A 22,527-nucleotide genomic window follows, 5' to 3' on the forward strand; every position below is an offset into this window, starting at 1 on the left:
ATAAACTACTGAATTTCTGTTACAGGAATTTTCGTTGTTTCTTTTCGTAAAATTTTAGGGGTTAGCGTTGAGTTAATCGCTAGTAGTTTTTGTCTCTTTGTCGCCAACTTCATGCCCACATATCCGCACGACACAGCAAATAAAATAGCAAAAATCTCATGCAACAACACCCCTATTTCGAGTAATTGTTGAGCAATGAGTGCTCCTACAATTAAACCTAGCAAAGGAAATCCATATACTTGCCATGCTGATAACAGCAACGCTTGTTGCGGGATACCAATAACAACCGTATCACCTGCTAAAAGTGCTAAGTCGGTTTCCAGTGTTAATGAAAGTTTTTTATGAGGAAAAGCTTTCGCAACTTGACCACTGCCACAGTTTTCAAGTTGCTGACATCCTGAACACGTTGACTTAACTTCACTTTCAACAATAACTTTATGTGGTTCGAGCACCTGAGTAACTCGCGCACTTTCTTCAACCATATGCTTACCGAGTTTTTGTCAGCAGAATTACCGAATCAGCGATAGCTTTTGCCGTCGTTGATGGGATTTTGCCAACAACACTGACCTCTATGTTATTATTCACTTGGTTTAACGCAACGGTTGCACCATCCATAACGTAATCGACCGTTCTTTGTCTTTCATTACTGTGACCTACATAAACAGATACTTCAGTTAAACCGTCGCTAAACAACACAAATTCTACTGGTTGCTTAGTGATGCTTATTCGATGGCGATTAACATTTATTTTTTCAAAGCCTTGCGGCAACCAATTTACACGCCAGGACAGCTCTGGGACTTGATAATTTTCGGGTAGCTCTATTACCTGAGGTAAGTCAGCAGACCTCAGCTGCAGCAAACTATCTGGCAATTGGTCATTTAAATCTAAGTGGGTAAATTGCACTTGCTCGAGTAATTGCCCATTTCGACCTGCAACAGCCATTTTCAGCAATAAGCCAGACTCTTGATCTAACCAAAGCCAATATCCATAACGATGAGGATCTTTAGGAACAATTCGCACTAGTTGCGCGCTACGTCCGAGCACTCGGCTTCGGCCAACAGAAACAAAACTATAGCTTTGTTCAATCACATCAAAATCTTTTGCGAACGCTGTAGGAATAGGCCCTTTAAGCTCATTTGCGTAGACTGAGTACGGAGGTAGTTCAGACTCTATATAACTCACAATATTGTCTCTTTTTAAGACATCATTTCTTGGACCATTCAACGCCGAAAGTATTTCGAGTTGTTTACCGGACTCATCGACACCGTGAAACCAGTGATAGGGTTCTGCCTGATTATTTTTCACGACAACAAAGGATGTACTAAAATTGAGAGATTTTATCGATTCTGAAAGTTTTTTTAACGATGCTTTAGCTTGTTCATCTGCCCATAGCGGAAACGACAAGGTCACCGCTACCAAAAGGCTTATAAATTTTATCATTTAGGCGTATCTTCTGCCTTATTCTCTGATTGTTCTGTTTCACTTATAACAGCGCTTAATTTCAATTGCTGTTGATGGTCATGCAACAACGCTTGAAAACGACGCTGCTGTTCTGCAATAGACTGCTCTTGCTCGCTGCGCTTATTAGCGGAGTTTTGAAAGTTTAAACTAACTGGCTCTGCGAAACCACCTAAAGGTGTCGTTTTAACAACTTGGCTAGGTGAGACGACATCATTATTGGCAACATTCTGCTGAACTCCCACAACCATTAACCCAGCAGCAGAGGCAGCAATAGCCACTTGCCCAAAAGGCTTGACGAGTTTGATCACTTGCGCCTTAACCGCGTCTCTAAAGCCAGACGTTTGCTTAGGTGCTAAGACGGTTGGTTCTTCCGCAATAGCTGCTGCAATACTAGCACTCATATCGACCGGTATCTGATCACTAACCTCATCACGCATCACATCACCAATAAAGTGATACCTTGACCATGCCTCAGAAAGTTCCTGCTCATTCAATGCATGTTCGATTGAATCATCACTTAATTGTTCATCATCAATGAGTGAAGAGACGTTCTCAAACTTTGCGTTATTCATAGTTGCACCTATATTATTCTTTGCAAAACATTAACGTTTTAACAAAGGCTGAATTTTCTTATCCACAGCTTCACGAGCTCTGAATATTCTAGAGCGCACTGTACCCACAGGACACTCCATAATGGTCGCAATTTCTTCGTAACTTAATCCTTCAAGTTCCCTCAGATTAATTGCGGTACGCAAATCATCAGGTAATTGCTCTATCGTATTAAAAATAACACGCTTAATTTCTTGGGTTAGCAGAAGCTTTTCAGGAGAAGCATTCTCTCGTAACGCTTCACCTTCGTCATAAACTTCTGCATCCTCAATTTCGATATCCGAGCCTGGTGGTTTCCTACTCCCGGCTACCATATGGTTCTTTGCACAATTTACCGCTATCCGATACAGCCAAGTATAAAATGCACTTTCACCTCTAAAGTTTGGCAACGCGCGATATGCCTTAATGAAAGCCTCCTGCACTATATCAGGTACATCACTATGGTTTTTAACATAGCGTGAAACCAAATTCGCCACTTTATGCTGGTACTTACTAACGAGCAGATTAAATGCATTCTTATCACCACACTGAACTCGTTCAACCAACTTTTGGTCGACATTTTGTTCGCTCATTCGAGCCACTTCTCCTAAAACTCACGTTATTTATTACATCTGGCTCTTGGCAAACGCTAAAAGTAAGACATAGCTTTTTTTTAAAAGTTCGATTTAAATTTAAAAAAAATTAATAAATCGAACAATAAGCGCTTTACGACTATGATGAAATCACAATTAACGTTAAAATTCACTTCACTATAGAATACCTTATTTAATTAACATTATGAATCAGCAACACAATTGTGACGTACTTATTATTGGCAGTGGAGCCGCTGGACTGTCATTAGCGCTGCATTTAGCGAAAAATGCAGATGTTGTGGTACTTAGCAAAGGGCCTGTAAACGAAGGCTCGACCATGTATGCACAAGGAGGTGTTGCCGCTGTTTTAGACGAAAAAGATAGCATTGATTCGCACGTTGCCGATACCTTAGTCGCTGGTGCCGGCTTATGTAATGAGGAAATCGTCAAATATACCGCTGAAAATGCAAAAGAATGCATGATGTGGTTAATCAACCAAGGTGTTGATTTTGATAAGGAAGGTACAGGTGACTCAAACCAGCCCTATCATTTAACACGAGAAGGTGGACATAGTCATCGACGAATTTTACATGCCGCTGATGCAACAGGGCAAGCAATACAAACAACTTTGGTAGAAAGAGTCAAAGAGCATAACCGAATTCGCGTATTTGAGCGCTATAATGCCATTGACTTAATTGTTGACAAAAATAGCAAAGATGCTTGTATCGGTGCCTATATATGGAATAGAAATAGCGAAAAAGTAGAGCGGATTTATGCTCATAAAACAATTCTAGCAACAGGCGGTGCAAGTAAAGTATATCAGTATACCTCAAACCCTGACGTGGCCAGTGGTGATGGTGTCGCAATGGCATGGCGAGCAGGTTGCAGAATTGCCAATATGGAATTTAATCAATTTCATCCGACCTGTCTCTTTCATCCCAAAGCAGGTAATTTCTTACTAACCGAAGCGTTGCGAGGAGAAGGTGCCATATTAAGACGACCAGATGGTAGTCGCTTTATGCCAAGTTTCGACAAGCGAGCAGAATTGGCACCTAGAGATATTGTCGCTCGAGCAATAGATTTTGAAATGAAACGATTAGGTGCTGACTGTATGTACCTTGACATCAGTCATAAACCAGCGAGCTTTATCAAACAACATTTCCCCACCATTTATGAAAAAACATTAGCGCTAGGTATTGATATTACCAAACAAGCAATGCCGGTTGTTCCCGCCGCACATTATACCTGCGGCGGTGTTATGGTAGATAAAAATGGCCTGACAGACATTGATAACCTGTATGCTATCGGTGAAGTAACTTATACAGGATTACACGGTGCTAATCGATTAGCCAGTAACTCATTATTAGAGTGCCTAGTATTTGCTCGAGCCACAGCTAAACACATTGAAACCAGTTTAAACACGACTAAACCCTATTTGCCATTGCCTGCATGGGATGAAAGTCGCGTCACAGACTCTGATGAAGAAGTTGTCATTCAACATAATTGGCACGAACTAAGATTATTTATGTGGGATTACGTCGGGATAGTAAGAACGACTAAACGCTTAGAGCGAGCCTTGCACCGAGTCGAATTATTGCAAAGAGAAATAGATGAATATTATCGTAACTTTAGAGTGAGTAATAACCTTTTAGAATTGAGAAATTTAGTGCAAGTAGCTGAATTAATTATTCGAAGCGCGATGAGTCGAAAAGAAAGCAGAGGGTTACACTACACTTTGGATTACCCAGAGTTAGCAAAAGAGCCAATGCCGACGATATTAACACCAAGTAAAAAATAATAGCGTTTATAAAGGCTTTAAAGAGCAGATTGATGTTAAACTCTCATTTTAGTGTTCTCGCCAAACTAACGTAAAAATAAAAAACTCTTTAAAATAAATCTTGTTAGCTGAGCGGCTTAAATATCTTTAAGCGCTCTTTGACGCCTAATTACACGACATAACCGAGCATAGCTTGCAGCATCAACACTATCTCTAAAAATAAAAATCTGCTTATTAATAACCCAATGCTCATTATTCTTGACCTGCAACGACATATCGTTGTTAAGCAAATTACGTTTTTCAGACTTTTCAATTTGATACGCCAAAACGCATCCAAAAGGTGTAGTGCGACTTGCCGGTGTCAATGTCGCCGGTTGACTTTCATTGCTGTCTAAGCGCAATACGCCATCTTCAAAAAGTACAATCGGACGCGGGTAGTCTTGCCTAAATTTATAAAAATACCACACGCAACCAACGAGTGTGACCATAATAATCAACCACTGGTTGGCGCCCAACTCGAAGGCTAAAAGCAACAGCTGAAAAACAACGATATTAAATGCTAAATAAGCCAATTTAAATAAGTAAAAACAATATGACGGGCTAATTGTTATATTATACTTTAACCCTTGAGAGTATGTGCTGAACCATTCCATTTAGCGCCTCATCCTCACAAGTTTCATGCCCCATAAACCATGCAAACAATTCTGGGTCTTGGCAGGTTAGTAAGCGTTCAAATGTCAATTTATCTTCTTCTGACAAATCATCATAAGCCTCATCGACAAAAGGCATAAATAAGACATCAAGCTCCAACATCCCTCTACGACAAGCCCACTTTAAACGAGCTTTATTTTTACCTTCAGACATTTAGTTTCCCGATAGTTATTTTTCGTTATTTTAGCAAATTCGAATCTAGTTTAGCTATGTAATTGACTTGTTTTTGATGAATTAGATCACAAAAAGACAGTTAACCCAGTGACGACAATTTGATAAACTCATTTTTACCTAACTAAATATTTGAAAAAATGCGTTGATAAACTATGAGTAATACTTCTTCACTTCCTGACAACTACTTAATTAAGTTGGCTAACATTGGCGCAATTTCTCTTTCTGGAGAAGAGCGTTATAAGTACCTGCAAGGTCAAGTCACTTGTGATGTTAATAGCTTAAGCGAACACCCTCTTCTTATAGGAGCCCATTGTAATGCTAAAGGTAAGGTTCATAGTTGCTTTCGCTTAATTGAAAGACAAGAGCAGTTACTATTAATTCAACCCTTGCAAACCATAAAAAATTCTTTAGCCGAACTGCAAAAATTTGGTGTTTTTGCAAAAGTAGAAATAAAGGTAGCAGAGCAATTAAGCTACTATGTGTTGACAGGTAAAGATAGAAAAGCACTTCTGCAGCGTCAGTTCTCACAAATACCCGATAGCCTTACACCAGTCGTTGACCATAACGGTATAACGCTCGTTTATTTAGGTGGTGAAATTCCTCGCTATTTAATCATAGGTGATGAATCTGCTGTATTAGGAAAACTTCAACCACTTAAGTTGCCAACCGTGACTGACGCAGTTTGGAATTACCACGAAATTACAGAAGGTTTCCCTTGCTTAACCCAACCAGATATTGGTGAATACGTGCCACAAATGCTTAATTTACAAGCAATTCATGGCATTAGTTTTACTAAAGGTTGTTATCTAGGACAGGAAACTGTTGCTCGAATGCAGTATCTAGGAAAAAATAAACGTTCAATGCAAACTTTAGCAGGACAACTAGATTTTAGTATACAATCTGATAGTATTGTTGAAATGCAAATTGGCGAAAACTGGCGTAAAGCTGGTGACATTCTCTGTAGTTATCAAGATGATAAACAAACTTTATTACAAATGGTGCTGCCATCAGATGTAAGTATTAGTACCAATTTCCGTATTCAAGGACACCCTGAGGCGATATTAAGCTTGAGGCCGCTGCCCTACTCTTTAACTAATCAATAAAATTTAGGATCAATTATGAAAATAGCCCCAAATAAAGTTGTCGTATTACATTATGCCGTATCTGACAGCGAAGGCACTTTAATCGACAGCTCATACGATCATAACCCTTTGGCCATTATCCATGGCACCGGTTATTTGATCCCAGGGCTAGAATCTGCGCTCGTTGATCGCCTTGCCGGCGATAAATTTGAAGTAAGTGTCGAAGCCGAGCAAGCCTATGGGCAGCGTCATGATGGCTTTGTACAAACCGTTCCTAAGAAAATGTTTGAAGGAATTGACGATTTAGAAGTTGGCACTCAACTAAGAGCAACAACAGACGAAGGTGAGCAAACCGTTATCGTTGTAGACGTTAAAGATGATGAAATTACCGTAGACGGTAATCATCCACTTGCTGGCATAGATTTACAGTTTGATGTCGAAATCATCGAAGTGCGCGATGCAACTGAAGAAGAATTAGCCCACGGACATGTCCATGGTGAAGGCGGTTGTGGACACAATCACTAAGCTAACAGCAACTAAGCCAGCAATCACTGGCTTAGCCGTTTAACTTGAGCACTAACAGAGAACTGTCGGTGCTTAAGTTACACTAAATAGCACATCTGTTAAAAGGTAACTCTAGCCAGATATTATTTAAGTTGTTCTATCTCTCTTTTTAACTGCTCACTTGGATCAGTCACCAGACGCTCTAATACCGCAACGCGCTCAGACAACGCCTTAATTTCTTTATCTTTCGCCGATAAAAGCATATCAACATTGGTACCTTTTACCGGCTCCAATGAACCGAAAAGGCCATTAACGTCAAGACCAAACTTATTTGCTACCACCTGCATAACCACCATCATTGCAATTATGCCACCTGCTAAGACAAAAAACTCACTCATAAAAAAACCTCTTTTATCCAATCTTTTCTATTCAGTCTTAAGAATTGGGAATTTGTTACAGCAAAAAGAGAAATAATGATTTTTTTATTTGTTAATAATATTGGTTTTCAATTCGTTGACAAAACGCGAGTAAATTAGGATAGCTTCTCGCCGCTTCATTAAATGGGTTGGAAAAGTTAACACTTATGAATTCCATCAACATCGAATAGGCAATAGCGTCAAAGGTACTTGGTTGTTGGCCAAAAAAGTAATCTTGGTCGGCAAGCAACACGGATAGCGTAGCAAATTGTTCGTTAGCTATCTGCAAAATTTCACGCTCACTATGCCTTAATATACCTTGACCATAGAGATTCTTTTTCACTCCTTTTTGAACAAGCTTTGGAACAAGCAATCGCAACGGTAGTGGTAATTTACCAAAAAATGCGTCCTTCACAATTGGCCATGTATCAGGTGCTATCCAACGAGAGTAAACCAAACACCAATACAAGCCTTCTTCAATTGCTTTGCTATATAAACTGGCTTGTGCGAGTTGTTTTTCACTTAGATGTTCATCCATCAACACCTGATATTCTGATTTCAAATATTGTTGAATAAAATGAGAGTCACCTACCAATCGCCCACCATCTTGAATATAAGGTAATTTATTTTTAGGCGAGTTTTTTATATGATTAATATTGCCATCATATTGATACGCCAGCCCTGACATTTTCAGCAATAAATCCGCCTTAACCACGAATGGACTTGCATCTAATACCCCAAAATAAGAGCCAAAACCAAATAGCCTTACCATTAACATCCCTTTATCAGTGTGAACAATGTTTTTCAGTATACCTAGCAATTAAACATCGTCAATAAAAACACTGTAAATAATTACAGCAACAAAGAGTACTATACTAAAAAAACCGCAACATGAACTTTCTCGTTGCGGTTTATAATAATATTGAAAATTCTTATAAATGCTCTTGCAAAAAGCTTTCCATCAACTCCATAGCTCTTTGGCGATTTCCTGCATCATTTAAATGATGGGTGCCCCAATCAAACAGTTCATAATCAACTTCTTTGTCGGCGTTTTTTAATGCATCATACATTAATTCAGATTGATAATAGCTGACTCTGGTATCGACCTTTCCATGAATTAATAAAACAGGCGCCTTAAATTTCTCCACATGATAAATCGGTGAAACCGATATTTGTTCGCTTTTAATAGAGCTAACGGCGTTTTCTACATAGTTCTTTAAACCTTTCATTCTCCAATCACTTACTTGTTTAGTAAGATCAGATACTCCCGCAATACTTACGATGCATTTAAAGCGGTCAGGGGTTTGAAAACCTGCAACCAAAGCAGCATAACCACCATAACTAGCACCGACAATGCAAGCTTGTTTAGTATTAGCCAGCTGCTTAGATTCGAGCCAATCTAATCCGTCGATTAGGTCGGTTTGCATCTTTTTACCCCACTCGAGGTAACCCGCCGTTTGATAATCAGTGCCATACCCTGTAGAGCCGCGATAATTCACTTGTAAAACCGCATAACCACGACTGGCAAACATTTGTACAAAGGGATCGAAATATTGGCTATCACGTGCATAAGGACCTCCATGCGGAAATAATACCACAGGTGCATTCTGTACATGCGTTGGTAAAGTTAAATACCCATGTAACTGCATACCATCTCGCGCCTTAAATGTAATCGGCATAACATCATTCAAATTTGTTTTTGATAGAACGGGGTATTGACCATACCATGGCGTCAGCTTGTTCTTTGATTTATCATATAGAAAGTAATTAATAGGCTTTTTATCACTAACTGTCTTTACAATATAACGACTTTTGGTGCTATCCCAGTCCCATAAACTCGCTTGCAAGCCTTTTTGCTTAAATAAGTTACTTATTTGGACTGATATTGATTGGCTAGTTGGATTAAAATACTGCCGTTTTAAAAAACCATCATTATAAGTAAAACCGATAACCTTTCTTGTTTTCCCCTCTAGACGAGAAATTGCGCCTGTTACATCATATTGACCAGGAGCTTGCCCTAATAACTCCGTAAATTTATTTTCTGCGATGCTATATTTCCACAACGACGTTTTTCGTGGCTTAGTATCGTCCTCTACATAATCACTAAGTACGATGATAGAGTCTTCTTCTGGTAAATAAGAAATTACCCCAAAGGTTTCATCTTTAAATGCCTCACGGGTTTTTACCAAAAGCCAATCTGATCGAGAATCTTTCCTTGTGTATATGTAATTAATATCTTTATCTGGATCGCTATCAACACCTACAGCGAGCAGTATTTCACCGCTGGGGGATACTCCCCAACTGACAATTCGTTTGCCATTGGGTAAATATTTTTCAAAATCACCGTTTTTAACATTAACCTTAAAGACTGAGCTATAATTCTTATCTCGAGGGTCATTTTGAGTGACTAAAATATGCTCAGGATCATCTTGTAGCAAACTCAGAAGCGAAGGACTAGCATAGTAGAATTCTAATGCTGACTCACGCCTTTTTCCTCGCTTTCTTAACTCAAAAACATCTTTACCATCAAGTGATGCAGAATATAAATGAGTACTCCTTAATCGGTAACGATCAACTTTCATTGGTTGACTGACAGTTACCAAAACCCTTTCATTATTAGCCCAGTTTAACTCATCGATGCGATACTTTTCTGCACCTAACTGAAGGATTACGTTCACCTTGCTATGATCATTGAAGTCAACAATGGCGACTTGAGTTAAACCATCTTGATTCAAAATAACAGCAATGTTTTTTCCGTCTGGAGAAATTACCGGATTTTGAACCATTGGTAATTGATAAAAATGCTGTAGTGGGATTTGCTGAGACTTAGCAAATGAAAACTGGCTTATACTCAGCAGCACCGCAGCTACAAAAAGGATATAACGCATATAAACGTCCTTGTTGGTTGACTAAATTTTATATTATTTAAATTAAATAGAATTGTACTTAAATACAAATCATTAACAAATTGTAACAAAAAATTACGAATAAAACCAAGTAAATGAGCTTAGAGAATTTAGCACTCACCTATTTGTGCGGCGATTACCGAAATCTCAACTAATAAAGCCTCTCTTGCCATTGGTGCCTGCACGCATGCTCGTGCTGGCGCACAGCCTTCGGGTACCCAGGCATCCCACACTTGATTCATTGCGGCAAAATCTTTCATTGTTTTTAAATAAATGGTCGCTGATAACATATGTTCTTTTGAGCTGCCGGCTTTAATTAGTAATGCTTCAACTTTAGCTAACATCGTCTCCGTTTGTTCTTTGATTGGCTTTGACGCATCAGCGCATACTTGTCCGCATAGATACACTGTACCATTATGTTTAACAATACGGCTCATGCGTGTTCCAGTTTCGATTCTTTCAATTGCCATCAAAAATTGTTCCTTGTTTCGATAAAAAAAACCCATTGTATTAACAATGGGGTTTTACGTCGAAAATTTACTTTTATAAGCTAGTTTTATAAGTTCTAGCTAAGCATTATGCTTTAGAATCACTATTCCCACTCGATCGTTGCAGGTGGCTTACCTGAAATATCATAAACCACTCGTGAGATGCCGTCGATTTCATTAATGATTCGATTAGACACTAAACCAAGAAAGTCATATGGCAAATGCGCCCAATGCGCGGTCATAAAATCAATCGTTTCTACGGCTCTTAGGCTAACCACCCAGTCATACTTGCGCCCGTCCCCCATGACACCAACAGAACGCACCGGTAAAAACACAGTAAATGCTTGGCTAACCTTGTCATATAAGTCATGCTTACGTAACTCTTCAATAAAGATATGATCAGCACGACGCAATAAGTCGGCATATTCTTTCTTTACTTCACCTAAGATACGCACACCAAGTCCAGGTCCTGGAAATGGATGACGATATAACATGTTATAAGGCAAGCCCAGTTCTAAACCGATTTTGCGCACTTCATCTTTAAATAGCTCACGTAATGGTTCAACTAAACCAAGCTCCATATCTTCTGGTAAGCCACCAACATTATGGTGAGATTTAATGACATGTGCTTTACCCGTAGCTGATGCCGCTGACTCAATAACATCTGGATAAATGGTGCCTTGCGCTAACCACTTAGCATTAGTTAATTTACTCGCTTCTTCATCAAATATTTCAACAAATACATTACCAATAATTTTACGCTTTTTCTCGGGATCATTTTCTCCCGCTAAGCGAGCTAAGAAACGATCTTCAGCATTAACATGGATAATATTCAAGCCAAAATGATCACCAAACATTTCCATCACTTGTTTGCCTTCATTAAGGCGCAACAAACCATTATCAACAAATACACACGTTAACTTTTTGCCGATAGCGCGGTGAAGTAACATCGCCACAACCGATGAATCAACACCACCAGATAATCCGAGAACCACTTCATCATCACCAACTTGAGCTTTCATTTTCTCAATGGCATCTTCAATAATTGAACTTGGCGTCCATAGCTTTTCGCATTGACAAATATCAACAATAAAATGCTCTAAAATTCGCATTCCTTGCTTAGTATGTGTGACTTCTGGGTGGAATTGGACACCATAAAACTTTTTCTCTTCGTTTGCCATCGCGGCATACTTACAACTCGGTGTCTGTGCAATCGTGACAAAATCGGAAGGGATTTCAGAAACTTTATCGCCATGGCTCATCCAAACGTCTAATAAGGCATTACCGTTACTATTAATTGAATCTTCAATATTTTTAAATAGCGATGATTGAGCAATAACTTCAACAGCAGCATAACCAAACTCTTTATGCTCTGAACCTTGAACAGCGCCGCCGAGCTGTTCTGCCATGGTTTGCATACCATAACAAATGCCTAATACTGGGACACCAGCATTAAAGACATATTCAGGCGCACGTGGCGAATTAAATTCAGTAACACTCTCTGGGCCACCCGCTAATATGATACCTGTAGGCTCAAACTCTTTAATTTGCGTTTCAGTTACATCCCAAGCCCATAATTCACAATAAACACCAATCTCCCTAACGCGTCTAGCAATAAGTTGAGTATATTGAGAGCCAAAATCTAAGATGAGTATTCGATGATCATGAATATCTTTGCTCATGTGTATTTCCTAATAAAACGTATCTGATGATGATAAAGCAGCAGGCTGACCTGTGATTATTAACAGATCAGCCTGCAATTAAAAATTATAAGCAACTACGTTATCTGTCGTTACTTTTTGTCTTATTTGACTTAACTAATGTTTAGCCCATGCGATAATTTGGCGCTTCTTTGGTAATGGTAACGTCATGTACATGAGACTCTCCCATCCCTGCTGCAGTAATTTTCATAAATTGAGGCTTAGTTCGCATCGTTTCGATATCTTTGCAGCCTGTTAACCCCATTGAAGAGCGTAAACCACCCATTTGTTGATGAATAATAGCCGCGACCGGACCTTTATACGCGACACGACCTTCAATTCCTTCAGGCACTAATTTATCCGCTTCGCCATCAGATTTTTGGAAGTAGCGATCACTAGAGCCTTCTTTCTGACTCATCGCACCTAAAGATCCCATACCGCGATAAGACTTGTAATAGCGACCTTGATATAATTCAACTTCACCTGGAGACTCTTCGGTACCGGCGAACATACTACCAACCATTACGCAATGTGCCCCAGCAACCAACGCTTTGGCAATATCCCCAGAAAAACGTATACCGCCATCAGCAATAACTGGAATATCCGTATCTTTTAACGCATCAACAGCATCTGAAATTGCCGTTAATTGTGGCACCCCGACGCCAGTCACTATACGAGTTGTACAAATTGAACCTGGACCAATCCCTACTTTAACCGCATCAACTCCAGCATCAGCCAATGCTTTTGCACCAGCAGCAGTTGCGACGTTACCAGCAACAATTTGTAAGTCAGGATATTTAGCACGAGTTTCCTTAACGCGATCAATAACCCCTTGTGAATGGCCATGTGAAGTATCAATTAATAACACATCAACGCCAGCAGCAACCAATGCATCGATACGTTCGTCAGTACCTGCACCAACACCAACAGCCGCGCCAACTCGCAATCGACCTAGCTCGTCTTTACATGCGTTAGGCTTACTTTCTGCTTTTTGATAATCTTTAACTGTAATTAGACCTTTAAGCTTAAAGTCGTCATCAATCATCAGAATTTTTTCAATTCTGTGTTCATGCATTAAGCCTAGAATTTCTTCGCGGTTAGCGCCTTCTTTAACGGTGACTAAGTTCTCTTTTGTGGTCATTAACGCTGAAACAGGCTTATCTAAATTAGTTTCAAAACGTAAATCGCGCCCAGTGATAATACCGACTAAATTATTGGCACTATCTACAACAGGAAAACCCGAAAAGCCTAACTCATCAGCAAGTTCCATCACTGAGCGTATAGTAGCATCAGGGCTCACGGTTACCGCGTTAGAAACGATACCGCTTTCATATTTTTTTACTTGAGAAACATTACGCGCTTGTTCAGCAATCGTCATATTTTTATGGATAAAACCAATACCACCCTCTTGTGCGAGAGTAATAGCTAATCTAGCCTCGGTAACTGTATCCATAGATGCAGATACCATAGGGACATTAAGGCTTATTTTACGGGTTAATTTGGTTTTTAAGTCAGCCGTATGAGGCAAAACGGTTGAGTGCGCAGGCACCAAAAGAACATCATCAAAAGTTAGTGCTTCTTGAGCAATTCGTAGCATCGCAACATCTCTCTAAAAAAGTAGGTAAGGGATGAAATATTGCGGCAGAATTTTAACCGTTTTTCTAGAACAGGTAAACTTAAATTTTATTATTTCCCTTAAAAAACTATAATAGCAGCCCAATTCACAAAAAAATCAATGAAAGAGTACCTTCTCTATGAGCCAACAGCATATTTTACAGGTTAGTGAACTTACCCAAAAAGTGAAGTTTATGCTGGAAAGTGAGTTAAGAACGGTTTGGTTAACGGGTGAAATATCTAACTTTGTACCAGCAAGTTCTGGACATTGGTATTTATCGTTAAAGGACAGTAAGTCTCAAGTACGCTGCGCTATGTTTAAAGGCAGTAACCAAAGAGTTCGTCTTAGCCCCGCCAATGGCCAACAAGTGTTGGTGCGAGCAAAAGTTTCACTATACGAGCCCCGCGGCGACTTTCAATTAATCATTGAAACGATGGAGCCAGCAGGTGATGGATTGCTGCGCCAGCAATTTGAACAATTAAAAGCGAAACTCAACGCACTAGGCTTGTTTTCGCCGGTGCATAAAAAAGCATTGCCAAAAGCAATTAATTGCGTTGGTATTATCACCTCTCCTACCGGTGCTGCCGTAAAAGATATCATCACAGTGTTAAAACGAAGAAATCCAAGTGTAGAGGTGGTCATCTACCCAAGTTTGGTTCAAGGAGACCTAGCAGCAAATGACATAAGTCTTGCTATAGAAAGTGCCAATAAACATCACTATTGTGACGTGTTGATTGTTGGACGAGGTGGCGGTTCTTTAGAAGATTTATGGTGCTTTAATGAAGAAACCGTCGTTAACGCAATTTATCATAGTGTTATTCCAATAATTAGCGCCGTCGGTCATGAAATTGATACAACGCTTAGCGATTATGTTGCTGATTTAAGAGCACCAACACCCTCTGCAGCTGCTGAATTGGTATCAACCGATGCCAATGAACTTTTGACTCAACTAAGCAATAGAACTAAGCACCTTCATTTTTTAGCACAAGGTTATTTATCAAGATCTTCGGTTCGATTTAGCCAAGTAAAACACCGGTTAATGCAAGTTCATCCTAAAGCACGCTTGCAACAGCAACAGCAAAAAACCGACGAATTAGCGAACCGACTCGAGCAAGCGATGTATCGCTACGTAAAAGCATTAAGACTTATGCCTAGCGGATTAGCTACGAGGCTCACCAGCCATAACCCAGAAAAAATGCTCATACGCAATCAAGAGCGATACCTTCAAATACAAAAGCGCTTTTACAATGCAATTGAGCGTCAAATAAAGTCAAAGCAACAAAAATTCGGACACCTAATCGAACAACTCCACGTTGTTAGTCCATTAGCGACAATCGCTCGCGGGTATAGCGTCACCAGAAATGAAAACGAAAAAATAATTCGCAGTATTAATGATACCAATGAACATGAGCAGATAAAGATTCAAGTGCGTGATGGTTACATCATTGGTGAAGTCATCGCGAAACAAAAACATACGAAAGCTTAATAAGCATTAACTGCATTCAAGTCCTTGCCTCTAAGTCTTTTAGTTCTGGCTGAATAATCAGATCTTTAGTTTAATTGGTATTACTGATCTTGGATTAGGATATCGTTAATGATCCTGATCACAGCTTCGCGGTAACTTGGGTCAAACTTGATCCCTAAAGAAAGATCTTCATTGATAATTTTTGTTGAACACACTTCATAGACTAGTTTTAGGTTTTCTTTATCTTGGAAGTTTTCGATCACAGCGTTTAGTTTGTCACCTTTAGCAATTTTTAAACTATAGCCATTGGTGATTAATAATTGACATCCACTGACTGAAATATCTGTAATTGTCGCCTGCCAGTACTCTTCACCAACTTGGACTGTGCTGCCGATATTAGCATCAATACGAACGGCATTACGCAAACTTTGCACACTGACCGTTTTGGGAAAGTCTAACACCATGATGCGAGAGGGTATTTGAAGCGTTTGCCTTATAGAGGAGATAAATGCGGCTACTGTACCTTCATGCCCTTCAATTAACCCTCTTACAGTAACGGCCGTACCTTGAACAATAAAATTGGAAAAATTACCAAGACGATTACTTTCAGGCATTTGAATGAGTACGTACTGTTTAGGTAAATAACCAATAAATACGGTTCTAAATTTGGCTTTTTGCCCGGCAGGGGTTGAAACATCGATGGTAACTGCCGACCCAGCTTGCATTAGCGCCAAATTACGGTTTAGCCGCTCAGCAGTGTCTATTTTTATCGGTGCAGCAGTCATAACAATTATGCTTAACTTTTCTAATGAATATCTCTTACATTAGCAAAAAGCACTTTATTTGCAAATAATTGATATCCAAGCGTTATCACAATTCAAAGCAGATATCTGCTTGGCATAAATAAATCAGCTCAGCTTTAATCGATTAGATTTTTAGCGCTACATTACGCCAAGTGATAAGCGGGTCACTGCGGAACTCATTGATTTGGGGAAAATCTAGTGATGTTTCCCCTATTGAGTCCGCAGGACATTTTATCTTGGCACTATTAACTATCTTTATTATAGCCTTGTGTTTTTCGAGCGATTTTTTTCTGCTCAGAATAAGATAATCGCTTTTTACCGGCAAAAGGATTAGACGTTTCTCTAAACTCGATTTTAATCGGTGTTCCCATAATTTTTAACGACTTTCGATAGTAGTTCATCAAATAGCGCTTATATGAGGGGGGTAAGTGTTTAACCTGATTACCGTGAATAACGATGATTGGCGGGTTATAACCACCTGCATGCGCATATTTTAACTTTATACGCCTACCATTATGCATTGGCGGTTGATGATCAAATACCGCCATATCAAGTATTTTAGTGACCATTGACGTTGAAATACGTTTAGTTGCGGAAACAAAAGCTTCTTCAACGGATTCATACAAATGACCAACGCCGGTTCCATGAAGTGCTGAAATAAAGTGCATTCGAGCAAAATCAATAAAACCAAGACGACGATCTAATTCCGACTTAATTCGATCTTTAACGTGTTCATCTAAGCCATCCCATTTATTGACGGCTAACACTAATGAGCGACCTGCTTCTAAAATAAACCCTAATAAACTCAAATCTTGATCGGTAATACCTTCGTGGGCATCGATGATCAGTAAACATACATTAGCATCTTCTATTGCACGTAATGTTTTTATTACTGAGTACTTTTCAACAACATCAGTAACATTTTTACGACGTCTAATACCAGCGGTATCAATCAGTGTATATTTGCGTCCTTCCCGTTCCATAGGAATATAAACGCTATCGCGAGTGGTGCCTGGCATGTCATAGACAACAACCCGCTCTTCACCCAAAATTCGATTGGTTAACGTTGACTTACCAACATTTGGCTTACCAATAATCGCCAGCTTGATCATGTCATCTTGCTCTGGCGATTGAGCAATGACTTCCTCATCCGTTAAGCTGGGTTCGAAAGCATCATACTCTTCATCTAATTCATCCACTTCCTCTGTTGAGCGTTGCGATAATGCTTCGATATGCGGGGTCAAGGCCAAGGTTAATAGCTGAGTAACACCTCGTCCATGCGCAGCAGCGATTTGATGAACTTCACCTAAAGCTAGCGCATAGAACTCAGCGACGGCAGAATCAGCATCAATACCATCGATCTTATTAGCAACGAGAAATACTTTCTTATTTTGCTTTCTTAAGTGCTCAGCAATCACTTGATCAGCGGCAGTCATACCTGCACGAGCGTCGACTAAAAAGAGTACCGCATCCGCTTCATCGATAGCCATCATCGATTGCTCTGCCATTAAGGCATCAATCCCGGTTTCATCACCATGTATACCCCCCGTATCAATGACAATAAAGGGGTGCTCTTCTACTTGCGCCTGTCCATATTGACGATCTCGGGTTAAACCAGGGTAATCCGCCACTAGTGCATCTCGACTGCGAGTCAATCGATTAAATAGCGTTGATTTGCCAACATTAGGACGGCCAACTAGGGCGACAACTGGGAGCATTTAAACCTCAAACTGATAATTCATAGTCTATTAAAATAAGACAATTCTATAAAAACAACGGCCCCACCCGCAATACACGGAGGAGCCGTTTACTATTTTAGCATTAATCAAAACCGTTAGGGGGTTTTAATTGCTTGTAAGTCACCATCTCTTGATTGAACAATCAATACACCGTCAACAACTGTTGGCGCAGTGTATATGCCACTACTATCAACTTCATAGCGGGCAACAAATTCACCTGTTTCTTGAGATAGCCAATGTAAATAACCTTCATAATCACCAACAACAACATAGTCACCGACAACAGCAGGACCTGTTACTGTTCGATTCGTGAGCGCTGGCTGGCTCCATTTTTCTAAACCATTAAGTCTATCTACTGCGTAAACATGACCTTTAACGTCTGTTAGAAAAATGGTATTTCCGTCAATAGCAACGGCACTAAATGATGAATACTGGCGCTTCCAAAGTGTACGGCCTGAACGTAAATCTACCGCAGCCAGGTGTCCTCTCGCTGACACAGCATAGACCTTATCATCATAAATGATAGGTGCTGCATCTACGTCAATAACACGCTCAAGCTCAGTAGAACCACTTGCTTCACCGATTTCGGCTGTCCAACCTTGTTGACCGTTATCTAATATATAAACAGTCAATGTACCATCGGCAGCTCCGACAATCACACCACCTGCTAAAGCGGCAGGAGCACTAATACCGCGTAACGATAACGGTGGCACGTCTTGCTCTATTTGCCACCCCTCTTCGCCACTGGTTGCATTGAAGGACTTAATAATGCCAGAAGATGTATTGACGACAACACTACCTTGGTCAAAGGCTGGTGCTGCAATAACCTCACCTTTAACTTTTCCTTGCCAAATTACGCTGCCATTGTCGGCTTCTAAAGCAAAGACATCGCCATTTTCACTACCATAAAACACTCGATTAATGCCAGCCGTAGGTCCACCGCTAATCATCGCAGAGGTTGTGCTGTCAAAAAATCCGCGTTCATTATTGATGTCACTTAAATCGATATGCCATATTTGCTTACCTGTTGAGACATCAAATGCGTATGCATCGCCTTCTCTACTAGCAGTAAAGACTTTATCGTAAGCGACGATAGGTCGAAGCTGTGAGTAATAATCGTCAACGCCATCGCCGACTGATTGACTCCAAACAACCTCAGGTGTATAGCTTACTTGAATTTCTTGTAATTCAGCAGGCTCAGTTGGATCGATTTCATCCGTTGATGAACACGCTGTGATCCCTATTGCCATCAATAAGGATAACGTTAATTTCTTATTATATATGCGCACTTAATACTCCCGTCTAGGAAAGAGAATAACCTCTTACTGAGCGATGCTAACGCTCTCTGCTAAATCATCTAACTTCATTTGCAAAGCAGACGGTACATTATCTCCACTTGCCGTGATTGCAGCTTGATAAGCGTTACGAGCAAGTTCTTTTTTACCTTGCATTAAATAAGCGTCACCTTTGATTTCGTCTACACTAGCAGCAAATGACGCTGCTATAGGCGTTTCTAAAGTGGCTAATGCTTCGGTTATTTTTTCCTGTTGCAATTGAACTCTTGCCTTACGTAACACAGCAATTCCGGTAATTGCTTTATCGGTAGATTGATTAATTGCTGTTGTTAAATGCTGCTCGGCTTGAGACCAGTCTTGGTGTGTAGCTGCATCTTTAGCTAACGAAAGCGCCGTTAACACGGCATAGGCTGATTCTTTATTTTCAGCAATAAAAGCGTTAGCTTGGCTTCTAAACGCTTCATTCTTTTCTTCTGCTAACAATTCAACAACTGACTGATAGGCGTCAGCGGTTGCTAATTCTTGCTCAAGCTTATTCTCTTGATAAAAATTAAAGCCAATAAAGCCACCTAAACCAATGGTTAAACCGGCAATAATTGAATTTCCGTACTCGCTCCAAATACGTTTTATCGTTTCGACTTGCTGTTCTTCTGTTTGATGTATATCCACAACTAACCCTTAATTAAACTTGCTAAAAAGTCTGGCACTTGTGTAAAAGCCAAACTCTGTTGTTCTTTCTTCTCACGTAAATATTTTACCGCGACGATTTGCTGTGCTAGCTCGTCTTCACCGATAATAATAGCTACGCTTGCATCCGATTTATCTGCGCGCTTCATTTGCTTTTTCATATTGCCGCCACCTAAATGGTTTTGAATACGAATATCAGGAACCGCATCTCGCCATTGTTCTGCTAACGCAGAAGCTTTGACATCAACACCTTCACCAAGGCTGATTAAATAAACATCAGCCTGCGGGCGAATGTTAGTTACTTTTTCTAAGCTAGTTAACATCAACACTAAGCGTTCAATACCCAGTGCAAACCCAAACGCTGGTGTAGATTTACCACCGAGTTGCTCAACTAGACCGTCATATCGGCCTCCTGCACAAACCGTACCTTGTGCACCTAAGCTATCAGTCACCCATTCAAACACTGTGCGGTTATAGTAATCTAAACCTCTAACCAGTCGCTCATTGATAACATATGATATGCCCGCCGCGTCTAGACGCTGACAAACTTGCTCAAAATGCTCCAATGACTCTTGTCCAAAATACTCAGAAAGCTTTGGTGCATCAACTAGCGCTGCTTGCACATCTGGATTTTTGCTATCTAACACCCGCAACGGATTAGTATGCATCCGACGTTTACTGTCATCATCGAGTAAGTGCTCTTTCTCTTTTAAGAAGGCAACTAATGCTTCTCGATAATTAGCGCGTTCTTCTGAAGATCCCAACGAATTCAACTCTAATGTGACAAATTCATTGATTCCAAGTTCCCGCCAAAGGCGAGAAGATAGTAAAATAATTTCTGCATCGATATCCGGAGTTGCAATACCAAATGCTTCGATACCAAACTGATGAAACTGTCGATAGCGGCCTTTTTGTGGACGCTCATGCCTAAACATAGGTCCCATATACCACAAGCGTTGCTCTTGATTGTACAACAAGCCATGCTGATTGCCAGCCCTTACACAAGAAGCTGTTCCTTCAGGTCTCAATGTCAGACTATCACCATTTCTGTCTTCAAAGGTATACATTTCCTTTTCAACAATATCGGTAACTTCACCAATAGAGCGCTTAAAAAGGTGAGTTGACTCAACAATTGGCATTCTAATTTCAGCAAAGCCATAATTGCTGGCAACACGGCGCAGCGTATCTTCAACCATTTGCCAAATGTTAGTTTCTGAAGGAAGACAATCGTTCATCCCTCTAACGGCCTGAATAGCTTTACTCACTTGGTAACTTCTCTCTTTTAACTCAAATATTTTATGCTGCGCGCATTATAGGCAGATTGACGACAAACGTAAAATTTAACTGCTTATCGTTGAATTTTTCTACCAGGTAAATTGCTATAATTGTTTAATGTTGATGCGATTTTGTTCATCCATTAATTTCGCTTTCGCTCGAATACGTTGTTCAAGCTGTTCAACGAGATTATCATTATCAAAACGCTCTTTTTGACGGACACCATCTAAATAGAAGCCACTTTTTTTACTGCTGCCGGTAAGACCTAGATCTGACACCGTCGCTTCACCAGGGCCATTAACAATGCAGCCAATAATCGATACATCCATCGGGGTCATAATATCTTCGACACGTTGCTCAAGTTCATTGACGGTGGCAATGACATCAAACTCTTGACGAGAGCAACTTGGACAGGCAATAAAGTTAATACCCCGACTACGTAACTTAAGTGCTTTTAAAATGTCAAAGCCAACTTTAATTTCTTCAACGGGATCTGCAGCTAAAGATACTCGTAAGGTATCACCAATACCTTCAGAAAGTAATAAGCCTAGCCCGATAGATGATTTAACCGAACCAGATCGCAATCCGCCAGCTTCAGTAATCCCTAAATGCAGTGGGTTATCAATTTGTTTTGCTAACAATCGATAAGCCCCTACGGCTAAAAAGACGTCAGACGCTTTCACGCTGACTTTAAAGTCATGAAAGTTCAGTTTATCTAAAATTTCAACGTGTCGCATTGCTGATTCAAGCAAAGCTTCAGGTGTTGGCTCAGTATACTTTTCTTGTATGTCTTTTTCTAAAGAGCCACCATTAACACCAATACGTATCGGGATATTTTTATCTCGCGCTGATTCCACTACCGCCCTAACGCGATCTTCTCGACCAATATTGCCTGGATTAATTCGCAAGCAGTCGGCGCCGTATTCAGCAACTTTTAGTGCGATGCGATAGTCAAAGTGAATATCAGTCACTAAAGGGACATTAACTTGTTGCTTTATTTGCTTAAATGCTTCTGCGGCATCCATGGTTGGCACACTTACTCGAACAATGTCAGCGCCAACGGCTTCTAGTGCCTTTATTTGTTTAACCGTTGCTTCAACATCGGTGGTTAAGGTATTGGTCATCGATTGCACCGCTATTGGTGCATTGCCACCCACAGGCACATTGCCGACCATAATTTGTCGAGATTTTCGGCGGATAATCGGGGATTCTTTAAACATAAGATCTCTTAAATTACTGACTGTATAA

General features: G+C 40.1%; 22 protein-coding genes. 4 read left to right on the forward strand and 18 right to left on the reverse strand.

What is annotated here, in order from left to right; genetic code table 11:
- Nucleotides 1-5: 5 nt before the first annotated feature.
- From ACSLUH_RS11070 to rpoE, 4 genes are read right to left on the reverse strand one after another with little or no spacing between them, the layout of a single operon-like run.
- A complete protein-coding gene (locus ACSLUH_RS11070; protein WP_448566922.1) occupies nucleotides 6-482 on the reverse strand; it encodes a SoxR reducing system RseC family protein in 477 nt (158 codons plus the stop codon).
- 4 nt (nucleotides 483-486) lie between these two features.
- Nucleotides 487-1,440, reverse strand: a complete 954-nt coding sequence (locus ACSLUH_RS11075) for a MucB/RseB family sigma factor regulatory protein (protein ID WP_448566924.1) — start codon at nucleotides 1,438-1,440, stop codon at nucleotides 487-489.
- Nucleotides 1,437-2,033 (reverse strand): sigma-E factor negative regulatory protein, encoded by a 597-nt coding sequence (locus ACSLUH_RS11080; protein WP_448566926.1) that lies wholly within the window; start codon nucleotides 2,031-2,033, stop codon nucleotides 1,437-1,439. The genes ACSLUH_RS11075 and ACSLUH_RS11080 overlap by 4 nt, the downstream gene beginning before the upstream one ends.
- Nucleotides 2,034-2,063: 30 nt before the next feature.
- The gene (rpoE, locus tag ACSLUH_RS11085) at nucleotides 2,064-2,642 is read right to left on the reverse strand and encodes an RNA polymerase sigma factor RpoE (protein WP_448566928.1); all 579 of its coding nucleotides are present in this window, start codon (nucleotides 2,640-2,642) and stop codon (nucleotides 2,064-2,066) included.
- A gap of 205 nt (nucleotides 2,643-2,847) precedes the next feature.
- Here rpoE and nadB point away from each other — a divergent pair, with 205 nt between their 5' ends.
- Entirely contained in the window at nucleotides 2,848-4,440 is a 1,593-nt protein-coding gene (gene nadB / locus ACSLUH_RS11090) for an L-aspartate oxidase (RefSeq protein ID WP_448566930.1), read from the forward strand.
- A 116-nt stretch (nucleotides 4,441-4,556) separates the two neighbouring features.
- Here nadB and ACSLUH_RS11095 read toward each other — a convergent pair whose 3' ends face one another.
- Both ACSLUH_RS11095 and ACSLUH_RS11100 read right to left on the reverse strand, forming a co-directional pair.
- The gene (locus ACSLUH_RS11095) at nucleotides 4,557-5,072 is read right to left on the reverse strand and encodes a protein YgfX (protein ID WP_448566932.1); all 516 of its coding nucleotides are present in this window, start codon (nucleotides 5,070-5,072) and stop codon (nucleotides 4,557-4,559) included.
- Nucleotides 5,032-5,283: an FAD assembly factor SdhE gene (locus ACSLUH_RS11100; RefSeq protein ID WP_448566934.1), complete on the reverse strand. Its 252-nt coding sequence runs from the start codon at nucleotides 5,281-5,283 to the stop codon at nucleotides 5,032-5,034. Before ACSLUH_RS11100 ends, ACSLUH_RS11095 begins: the two co-directional genes overlap by 41 nt.
- 173 nt (nucleotides 5,284-5,456) lie before the next feature.
- Between ACSLUH_RS11100 and ygfZ the strand changes: the two genes are divergently transcribed.
- Complete coding sequence (gene ygfZ, locus ACSLUH_RS11105) at nucleotides 5,457-6,407, forward strand: tRNA-modifying protein YgfZ (protein WP_448566936.1); 951 nt, start codon at nucleotides 5,457-5,459, stop codon at nucleotides 6,405-6,407.
- Nucleotides 6,408-6,422: 15 nt separating this feature from the next.
- The gene (locus tag ACSLUH_RS11110) at nucleotides 6,423-6,911 is read left to right on the forward strand and encodes an FKBP-type peptidyl-prolyl cis-trans isomerase (RefSeq protein ID WP_448566938.1); all 489 of its coding nucleotides are present in this window, start codon (nucleotides 6,423-6,425) and stop codon (nucleotides 6,909-6,911) included.
- A gap of 122 nt (nucleotides 6,912-7,033) precedes the next feature.
- Here the strand turns inward: ACSLUH_RS11110 and ACSLUH_RS11115 are convergent, their stop codons facing one another.
- The 6 genes from ACSLUH_RS11115 to guaB all read right to left on the reverse strand — a co-directional run bounded on the left by ACSLUH_RS11115 (nucleotide 7,034) and on the right by guaB (nucleotide 13,997).
- The gene (locus tag ACSLUH_RS11115; protein WP_448566940.1) at nucleotides 7,034-7,288 is read right to left on the reverse strand and encodes a hypothetical protein; all 255 of its coding nucleotides are present in this window, start codon (nucleotides 7,286-7,288) and stop codon (nucleotides 7,034-7,036) included.
- A 91-nt stretch (nucleotides 7,289-7,379) separates the two neighbouring features.
- Nucleotides 7,380-8,078: a glutathione S-transferase family protein gene (locus ACSLUH_RS11120; RefSeq protein WP_448566942.1), complete on the reverse strand. Its 699-nt coding sequence runs from the start codon at nucleotides 8,076-8,078 to the stop codon at nucleotides 7,380-7,382.
- A gap of 160 nt (nucleotides 8,079-8,238) precedes the next feature.
- Nucleotides 8,239-10,194, reverse strand: coding sequence for a S9 family peptidase (locus ACSLUH_RS11125; protein WP_448566944.1), 1,956 nt, complete (start codon nucleotides 10,192-10,194; stop codon nucleotides 8,239-8,241).
- Between the two features lie 128 nt (nucleotides 10,195-10,322).
- The gene (locus ACSLUH_RS11130) at nucleotides 10,323-10,682 is read right to left on the reverse strand and encodes a RidA family protein (protein ID WP_448566946.1); all 360 of its coding nucleotides are present in this window, start codon (nucleotides 10,680-10,682) and stop codon (nucleotides 10,323-10,325) included.
- A gap of 122 nt (nucleotides 10,683-10,804) precedes the next feature.
- Complete coding sequence (gene guaA, locus ACSLUH_RS11135) at nucleotides 10,805-12,382, reverse strand: glutamine-hydrolyzing GMP synthase (protein WP_448566948.1); 1,578 nt, start codon at nucleotides 12,380-12,382, stop codon at nucleotides 10,805-10,807.
- A gap of 142 nt (nucleotides 12,383-12,524) precedes the next feature.
- Nucleotides 12,525-13,997: an IMP dehydrogenase gene (gene guaB / locus ACSLUH_RS11140; RefSeq protein ID WP_448566950.1), complete on the reverse strand. Its 1,473-nt coding sequence runs from the start codon at nucleotides 13,995-13,997 to the stop codon at nucleotides 12,525-12,527.
- Between the two features lie 157 nt (nucleotides 13,998-14,154).
- On the opposite strand from guaB, the gene xseA reads away from it, so the two are divergent.
- Nucleotides 14,155-15,501 (forward strand): exodeoxyribonuclease VII large subunit, encoded by a 1,347-nt coding sequence (xseA, locus tag ACSLUH_RS11145; protein WP_448566952.1) that lies wholly within the window; start codon nucleotides 14,155-14,157, stop codon nucleotides 15,499-15,501.
- A gap of 80 nt (nucleotides 15,502-15,581) precedes the next feature.
- Here xseA and ACSLUH_RS11150 read toward each other — a convergent pair whose 3' ends face one another.
- The 6 genes from ACSLUH_RS11150 to ispG form a co-directional block, all read right to left on the reverse strand.
- Complete coding sequence (locus ACSLUH_RS11150) at nucleotides 15,582-16,265, reverse strand: PilZ domain-containing protein (RefSeq protein ID WP_448566954.1); 684 nt, start codon at nucleotides 16,263-16,265, stop codon at nucleotides 15,582-15,584.
- Nucleotides 16,266-16,528: 263 nt separating this feature from the next.
- The gene (gene der / locus ACSLUH_RS11155) at nucleotides 16,529-18,001 is read right to left on the reverse strand and encodes a ribosome biogenesis GTPase Der (protein WP_448566956.1); all 1,473 of its coding nucleotides are present in this window, start codon (nucleotides 17,999-18,001) and stop codon (nucleotides 16,529-16,531) included.
- Between the two features lie 116 nt (nucleotides 18,002-18,117).
- Nucleotides 18,118-19,311 carry an outer membrane protein assembly factor BamB gene (gene bamB / locus ACSLUH_RS11160; protein WP_448566958.1) on the reverse strand — a complete coding sequence of 398 codons (1,194 nt, stop codon included), beginning with the start codon at nucleotides 19,309-19,311 and terminating at the stop codon, nucleotides 18,118-18,120.
- Between the two features lie 33 nt (nucleotides 19,312-19,344).
- Entirely contained in the window at nucleotides 19,345-19,986 is a 642-nt protein-coding gene (locus tag ACSLUH_RS11165; protein WP_448566960.1) for a YfgM family protein, read from the reverse strand.
- 2 nt (nucleotides 19,987-19,988) lie between these two features.
- The gene (gene hisS, locus ACSLUH_RS11170) at nucleotides 19,989-21,269 is read right to left on the reverse strand and encodes a histidine--tRNA ligase (RefSeq protein ID WP_448566962.1); all 1,281 of its coding nucleotides are present in this window, start codon (nucleotides 21,267-21,269) and stop codon (nucleotides 19,989-19,991) included.
- A 114-nt stretch (nucleotides 21,270-21,383) separates the two neighbouring features.
- Nucleotides 21,384-22,499, reverse strand: a complete 1,116-nt coding sequence (ispG, locus tag ACSLUH_RS11175) for a flavodoxin-dependent (E)-4-hydroxy-3-methylbut-2-enyl-diphosphate synthase (RefSeq protein ID WP_448566963.1) — start codon at nucleotides 22,497-22,499, stop codon at nucleotides 21,384-21,386.
- Nucleotides 22,500-22,527 lie beyond the last annotated feature (28 nt).

It is taken from the genome of Thalassotalea ganghwensis (assembly GCF_053485795.1).